This is a genomic window from Pedobacter sp. (assembly GCF_045627485.1).
Classification (GTDB): domain Bacteria; phylum Bacteroidota; class Bacteroidia; order Sphingobacteriales; family Sphingobacteriaceae; genus Pedobacter.
In genome coordinates, this window is record NZ_JAZQNU010000076.1 from 1 (window position 1) to 7,515 (window position 7,515).

Below are 7,515 nucleotides of genomic sequence, written 5' to 3' on the forward strand. Positions count from 1 at the left end.
ATTAAAAGAAAGCACATTGTACAAGTTATGGATGGAATCTGCTGAGCGAAGTTTAAGCCAGCCAGTAAGTATCAGCATCCCTTATGCAGAGAAAGGTTTATTCTCCAGTGAGCAGCCTGAGGCTGTGGGACTACTTTTTGAAGCTCGGCAGGGTGAAAAATTAAACGTTAATCTCCGCTTTCAAAGTCTGGACAGCGTGCGTCTATTTATGGACCTTTTCGAATATCCTATAGATACAACCGCGGGGCCGAAACACCTGGCTTCGGCTAAAGATGGCGACAGCACCTTAACTTATACCATTGATGAAGAGGGTCGCTTTCTCCTGCGGTTACAACCTGAGTTACTGGCAACCGTATCATACGACCTTCAACTTACTGCAGGACCCTCGCTGGAACATCCGGTAGCCAAAGGCTCAAAAAATAATATTGGGAGTTTTTGGGGTGTGGACAGGGATTCGGGACAACGAAAACATGAAGGCGTGGATATATTTGCAGCGCGCTCTACCCCTGCTGTTGCCGCTGCCGATGGCACAGTGACCAGGGTGGGCAACAATAACCTGGGCGGTAAAGTGGTATTCATGAGGCCCGAAGGTCGATCTATAAACCTGTATTACGCACATTTAGATAGCCAGTTGGTAGTTAGCGGACAACAGGTAAAAATTGGAGACGCCATTGGTTTAATTGGCAATACCGGTAATGCCATTACTACTGCTCCGCACCTGCATTTCGGCATTTACACCGGCCGTGGAGCCGTAGACCCGATACCCTTTATCAGACCGGGAAAATCTACACCCGCAAAAATTATAGCAAACACAAAACAACTGGGTGATACGATGAGGCTTAGTAGTAATCAATCGGCATTACAAAAATATACGCCGGTTAGGTTGGAAGCTGCCAGTCAAAACGGGTACCGGGTAGTGTTGCCAAACGGACAAAAGACATTCGTGCTGCAAAAAGCACTGCAACCAATTAATGGTGCCATTAGAACGATACGCCTAAACAGCGGCAGTGTGCTGTATACGGCACCAAATGTTATGGCAGCACAATTGCAACCTGGCACCCAGGGTAGCGCTGGTAAAATTATTGGTGAATACCAGGACTATTACCTGATTGAACAGGAAAAAAACAGGGGCTGGATTAGCCGTGATGCCTTAAAATAATATAGAAAAAGCCCCAGACTTGCCACTAAGCAGGTTTGGGGCTTTAAACATGAGGGGTTGCTGTTACTTTGTAATACCTTCCAGTTTAAACATAAAGGCATAATTAAAGGCAACGTCTTTCAGGTAATCAAAACGCCCTGAAGCGCCCCCATGCCCAAAGTCCATATCTGTCTTTAATAACAAAACATTTTTATCGGTTTTAGTGGCCCTTAATTTGGCTACCCATTTCGCAGGCTCGAAATACTGTACCTGGCTGTCGTGAAGCCCCGTAGTCACCAACATGTTCGGATATGCTTTAGCTTGCACATTCTCATAAGGAGAATAGGTTTTCATGTATTCATAGGCAGCTTTTTGCTTAGGATTTCCCCATTCATCGAACTCATTTGTAGTTAACGGAATACTTTCATCAAGCATGGTGTTAATCACATCTACAAAAGGTACATGTGCCAGTACGCCATTCCAGAGTTCAGGAGAGAGGTTTACCACTACACCCATTAATAACCCACCGGCACTACCGCCCTGCGCATACATATGACCTTTAGAGGTAAACTTCTGGTCAATCAGGTACTCACCGCAGGAAACATAGTCGGTAAATGTATTCATCTTTTTCATCAGCTTTCCGTCTTCATACCATTGACGACCCATCTCCTGTCCGCCTCGGATATGTGCTATGGCATAGACAAATCCACGGTTCAGTAGGCTCAGTGTGTTGCTTGAAAAGGCTGGGTCGATACTGTTTCCGTATGATCCATACGCGTATAAAAGTAAAGGCGCATTTCCGTCTTTTTTGTGGCCTTTTTTGTAGACCAGTGAGATAGGAATCTTAGTACCATCCTTTGCCGTTGCAAACAGGCGCTCCGAGGCGTAATCTGCTTTATCATAACCGCCCACTACTTCCTGTTCTTTCATCAGCTTTCTGGCCTTGGTTTCCATGTTATAATCGTAAATGGAGTTAGGCGTAGTCAGTGAGGTATAATTGTAACGCAGTATGTCAGTATTGTATTCCGGATTGGCGCCTACACTTGCACGGTAAGTAGGTTCATCAAACGGTATAAAATATGCCGCTCCATTGCGGTTACGAACAAGCAATTGCACCAGTCCATTTTTACGTTCAGTGATAGCGATAAAGTCTTTAAACTCATCTACACCTTCCAACAGCACGTCTTTTCGGTGCGGGATAACTTCTTTCCAGAATTCCTTAGCCGTTTTATCAAGCGGGCATTCCATTAAGCGGAAGTTTTTGGCGTTCCAGTTAGTTAGGACCAGGAATTTTTCATCCAGGGCGATCATCTCGTACAACACATCTTTGGTTCTAGGCGCTAGTAATTTGAAAGGCTGATCAGGTGTATTTGCATCTACCATTCGCATTTCCGACGACATGGTTGCCATGGAATAAATGAAAATATATTTGCCGTTTTTGCTTTTAGAAACGCCTATATAATTAGAATTGTCTTTCTCGTGGTAAACCTCTTCATCCTGCTTGGGATCGGAACCCAGGCGGTGTTTTTTAATCTTTTCACTCAGTAAGGTTACCTCGTTTTTAGCGGTATAGAACAACGTTTTATTGTCTGCTGCCCAAACCGGATCGGCCTGGGTGTTTGGAATGGCATCTTTAAGCACTTCACCGGTTTCCAGGTTTTTAATATGAATGGTGTACTGTCTGCGGGAAACTTTGTCTTCACCATACGCCAAGAGCTTGTTATCCGGACTTACCTTCATGCCACTTACGGCAAAATAAGGCAATCCTTTAGCCATTTCATCCACATCAAGCAATACCTCTTCCGGCGCACTTAAACTGCCTTTTTTACGGCAATATTTAAAATATTGTTTTCCATCTTCTGTGCGGGTGTAATAGTAATAACCATTATTCAGTACAGGTACCGACTCATCCTTTTCTTTGATGCGTCCTTTTAGTTCTTTAAAAAGGTGTTCTCTAAAGTCTTTAGTACTGCTCATCATGGTATCGGTATACCTATTTTCCGCTTCCAGGTATTGCACCACACGTGTACTGTCTTTTCCTTTTTTGAAGTAATCGATCATCCAGTAGTAGTTGTCGACCACAGTGTCGCCATGCAAAACCCTGGTAGTTGGTATTTTTTCAGCTACAGGCGGGGTAGCATCGGGCCATTGAGTTGCTTTCATATGTTTTTTTGAGTTGTTGCATGCCACCAGGACGGGTAAAAGCAGCAAGAGTGGTAAAGTTTTTTTCATTGAGGGTTATTTAAGCGGTTTAGGTGATTCGTTCTCAACAAAAATAACATAATTTAGCTGTCAAGGGTTGAAATCAAAAAAACAAAACACTCATGCTGCCGTTTTAATTAAGATGAAGGAAATACAGGAAATTATCAAGGCTTTTGATCATGCGCAACAAGCCGAACTAAGGTCTGCGCTGGCTACCGTAGTTCAGGTTGATGGTTCCTCCTACCGGCGTCCTGGTGCAAGAATGCTGGTGACAGAAGAAGGGCAATTGACCGGCGCCATTAGTGGGGGTTGCCTGGAGGGTGATGCCCTGAAAAAAGCACTGCTGGCCATCTTTCAACAGGAAAACAAACTCGTTACGTATGATACTTCCGATGAGGACGACCTGAAGTTTGGCGTGCAGTTAGGCTGCAATGGCATCGTCCATATCTTGTTTGAACCGATTAATACCGAAACTCCCTTCCATCCCATTTACTTTCTGAAAAAACTAAACAGCCAGCGTAAAAGCGCTGTGATTGTTACCCTCTTTTCGATTAACGGCACGCAACAACAAGGCACTGCGTTAATTTTTAGTGACAGCTTGGAAAGCACCTTGCCTGTAGCGCAGCAGGACCAGCTGTTGCCGCTCCTGGAGCAAGCATTGGCCACAAATCAGACCAGCGTGAAAAACGGAGTTTTAAATGATCCCAATTTAAATGCGCTCGTGGAATACATTCCACCGGTAGTGTCCCTGGTAATTGCCGGCGCAGGAAACGATGCACAACCGGTAGTGACCATGGCAGGGCTTTTGGGCTGGCAGCTGACAGTTGTGGATGGGCGGCCAACCCATGCTGTACAAAGCCGCTTTCCCACCGCTGACCAGGTATTGATTGCAAAGCCTGAACAGGTACTTTCACAGGTGCCGGTAGATGAGCAGACAGTTTTTGTCCTGATGACACATAATTATAATTACGACCTTGCTTTACTGAAACTTCTACAACACCAGGATATTCCTTATATTGGTATCTTAGGTCCTAAGACCAAGCTCAATAAGATGTTTGATGAATTACAAGATCAAGGTATCATTTGGACAGCGGAACAGCAGAAAAAAATATATAGTCCGATGGGCCTGGACATTGGCGCAGAAACATCTGAAGAAATATCCCTGTCTATACTGGCAGAAATAAAAGCCGTGCTTGCAGGAACCACAGGAACGTCATTAAGATATAAAACCACTTCCATTCATAGCAAACCGGCTGGTGAGACCGGCGAAACCAGAATTCCTAAATAAAACCGCAATGATAATAGACACCTACGGCAGAATACATGATTATTTGAGGATATCTCTCACTGATAACTGCAATCTCAGGTGTTTTTATTGCATGCCCCAGGAACAATATGACTTTGCCCCTGCTGCTAAACTCATGCAGGTAGGTGAAATTGAAACACTGGCGAAGTTATTCGTTGCGCAAGGTGTAAAAAAAATACGCCTGACCGGCGGTGAGCCCCTGGTTAGAAAAGATGCACCTAAGATATTGGAAACACTGGGTAAACTCGACATTAACCTGGCCATCACCACCAATGGCACCCGGGTGCACACCATGTTGCCTGAGTTGATCGCTGCTAACGTAAGCACACTTAATATTAGCCTGGACACACTGCAGGAAAATAAGTTTTTTAAAATTACTAGGCGCGACCTGTTCAATCAGGTACGACATAACATTGACCTGTTGTTAACGCAACAAATAAAAGTTAAAATCAATGTGGTGGTAATGAAAGGCCTTAATGACGACGAAATTCTTGATTTTATTGACTGGACAAAGGATAGTCCGATTGAAGTACGTTTCATTGAATTTATGCCCTTTAGTGGCAACCACTGGACCAGCAACCAGGTATTTACCTTGCAGGAAGTGCTGGATGTGATTGAAAAACGCCACCTGGTATTGCCTGTAGCGCCTACACCTAATGACACCGCAAAGAGTTTTCAGATTCCAGACCATATGGGCTCTTTTGCCGTGATCAGCACCATGAGTGTTCCTTTTTGCGGCAGCTGTAACCGCATGCGCCTTACCGCAGATGGCAAGTTAAAGAATTGCCTTTTTTCGCAATCAGAAACCGACCTCCTGACGCCGTTGCGCGCAGGACAGGAAATATTGCCCCTTATTCATTCCTGCATACAAGGAAAAGCAAAGGCATTGGGCGGCCAGTTTTCGGGCATTTTTGAAAATATAGACCCCGAGACAATAGAAAACCGCAGTATGATTACCATTGGAGGTTAACCTGAACTATTCACCATAAGCCTTTATGACATGAAAAAAGAAGAAAAGACTGGGATTATTATTTTAGCTGCTGGAAACTCAATGCGCTTAGGGCGGCCAAAGCAGCTGCTTTCTTTCCAGGATAACGGTTTATTAAAAAGAATGGTCATTGAAGCCATGGCTGTGCCAAACACAGTAACACTGGTGGTAACCGGCTACAAAACTGAATTGATGGAGGAAGAAATTGCGGATACCGGTGTTAATATAGTCTTTAATCCCGACTGGCAGGAAGGTATGTCGTCATCGATTCGGAGAGGAGTAGAAACCTTTAAAGAAATGTTGCCCAACCTGGACTCCTGTATCCTCAGTGTCTGCGACCAGCCACATGTTACCCGTGATGTTTTCAGAGCCCTAATCAAAAAACACCTTCATTCGGGTGAAGAACTTATTGCTTCTTCCTATGCCGATACGTTAGGTACTCCTGCATTGTTCAGGCGAAATTATTTTAAGGATTTAATGCTGCTGAATGGCAGAGAAGGTGCTAAAAAGATATTTTTGCAATACCCTCAGGAGGTGTGTAAAGTGCCTTTTGAGAAAGGCGCAGTAGATATTGATACCGAGGAAGACTATATTAATTTGATGAAAAGCGTATAACCTATGATTTCTGTTGACGATGCCAAAGCAATAATTAAATCCTGCACAATAAAAGCCCCGGTGGTAAATGTCCCCCTGTCGGAAGCACTAGGATTGCACCTTGCTGAAAACATTTATGCGGAATATGATATTCCTGCTTTTGCACAGTCATCAATGGATGGCTATGCCCTCAAATTCTCTGACCTGCGTGAACTGGAGATAGCCGGAGAAATGCAAGCCGGTGCGACGGAACCCCAGCGAATGGAACAACATCAGGCCAGCCGAATATTTACCGGTGCACCCCTGCCTGAGGGTGCCGACACGGTGATAATGCAGGAAAAAGTGCGGGTAGAGAACGGTACATTGTTGCTGCTTGACGAAGAGCTAGAAGTAGGAACTAATGTAAGGCCAATTGGTGCTGAAGCTAAAAAAGGTCAACTAGCCATGCACGCAGGCACTTACTTGTCGCCCGCAGCTATTGGTTTCCTGGCGAGCATTGGACGTATACAGGTGCCAGTTCACCAGCCTATGCGTGTCACCATCATCCTGACCGGAAATGAGCTACAGGAACCAGGCAAGCCATTAGAATTTGGCCAGGTTTACGAATCTAACTCGGTCATGTTGATGGCCGCTTTGCAACAGGCAAAAGTAAAAAAGGTTGAGGTATTAAAATCTATCGATGAACTTGATCAACTGATTTCGGTATTGCAGACTGCACTTTCGCAAAGTGACATAGTTCTGTTAACAGGAGGTGTCAGCGTTGGTGACTATGACTTTGTGGTCGCTGCGGCCAGCGCCTGTGGCATCAAACAGCAGTTCCACCGGATCAGGCAAAAGCCTGGAAAACCCCTGTTTTTTGGCACTAAAAACGATCAGCTTATATTTGGACTTCCAGGAAATCCTTCCTCGGTACTCACCTGCTTTTACGAGTATGTGTTGCCTGCTTTATCGGCCAGTAGACAACTATCAAGAGAAGTAACCGCTATTAAAGCTTGTATTACACACCCTTATAGAAAACGTCAGGGATTAACTCACTTCCTAAAAGCCAGTTATCGGGATGGTATGGTTACCCTTTTATCGGCCCAGGAATCCTTTCGTTTACATTCATTTGCACAGGCTAATGCCCTGATTGTTTTGAAAGAAGAGCAAACAGAAGTAAGTGCAGGCGAAATGGTTGATGTACACTTGTTACCCCTTTAATAAGGCATGGAATTATTTTATGTGATCCTTTTTGTTGTTGCCTTTCTCTACGCTTCTGTTGGACATGGTGGCGCAAGCGGCTATTTA

Annotated in this window: 6 protein-coding genes; 5 read left to right on the top strand and 1 reads right to left on the bottom strand. The window is 44.6% G+C overall.

Annotated elements, in window-relative coordinates; translation table 11 throughout:
* A partial coding sequence (locus ACR2F3_RS05795) for a M23 family metallopeptidase (protein ID WP_432709034.1) occupies positions 1–1,159 on the top strand: 1,159 nt, incomplete at its 5' end.
* Between the two features lie 63 nt (positions 1,160–1,222).
* On the opposite strand, the gene ACR2F3_RS05800 is transcribed toward ACR2F3_RS05795, so the two are convergent.
* Complete coding sequence (locus tag ACR2F3_RS05800) at positions 1,223–3,370, bottom strand: S9 family peptidase (protein ID WP_432709035.1); 2,148 nt, start codon at positions 3,368–3,370, stop codon at positions 1,223–1,225.
* Between the two features lie 67 nt (positions 3,371–3,437).
* Here ACR2F3_RS05800 and ACR2F3_RS05805 point away from each other — a divergent pair, with 67 nt between their 5' ends.
* The 4 genes from ACR2F3_RS05805 to ACR2F3_RS05820 are packed head-to-tail and all read left to right on the top strand — an operon-like array spanning position 3,438 to position 7,428.
* Entirely contained in the window at positions 3,438–4,628 is a 1,191-nt protein-coding gene (locus ACR2F3_RS05805) for an XdhC family protein (RefSeq protein WP_432709036.1), read from the top strand.
* Between the two features lie 7 nt (positions 4,629–4,635).
* Positions 4,636–5,616 carry a GTP 3',8-cyclase MoaA gene (gene moaA, locus ACR2F3_RS05810; protein ID WP_432709037.1) on the top strand — a complete coding sequence of 327 codons (981 nt, stop codon included), beginning with the start codon at positions 4,636–4,638 and terminating at the stop codon, positions 5,614–5,616.
* A 30-nt stretch (positions 5,617–5,646) separates the two neighbouring features.
* On the top strand, positions 5,647–6,249 hold the full coding sequence (locus ACR2F3_RS05815; protein ID WP_432709038.1) for a nucleotidyltransferase family protein: 603 nt from the start codon (positions 5,647–5,649) through the stop codon (positions 6,247–6,249).
* A gap of 3 nt (positions 6,250–6,252) precedes the next feature.
* Positions 6,253–7,428: a molybdopterin molybdotransferase MoeA gene (locus ACR2F3_RS05820; RefSeq protein ID WP_432709039.1), complete on the top strand. Its 1,176-nt coding sequence runs from the start codon at positions 6,253–6,255 to the stop codon at positions 7,426–7,428.
* The last annotated feature ends 87 nt before the right edge of the window (positions 7,429–7,515 follow it).

Excerpts from the sequence above, each read along its gene's own strand:
- ACR2F3_RS05820 (WP_432709039.1), top strand. The coding sequence starts at position 6,253 with ATGATTTCTGTTGACGATGCCAAAGCAATAATTAAATCCTGCACAATA.
- ACR2F3_RS05800 (WP_432709035.1), bottom strand. The coding sequence starts at position 3,370 with ATGAAAAAAACTTTACCACTCTTGCTGCTTTTACCCGTCCTGGTGGCA.
- ACR2F3_RS05815 (WP_432709038.1), top strand. The coding sequence starts at position 5,647 with ATGAAAAAAGAAGAAAAGACTGGGATTATTATTTTAGCTGCTGGAAAC.
- moaA (WP_432709037.1), top strand. The coding sequence starts at position 4,636 with ATGATAATAGACACCTACGGCAGAATACATGATTATTTGAGGATATCT.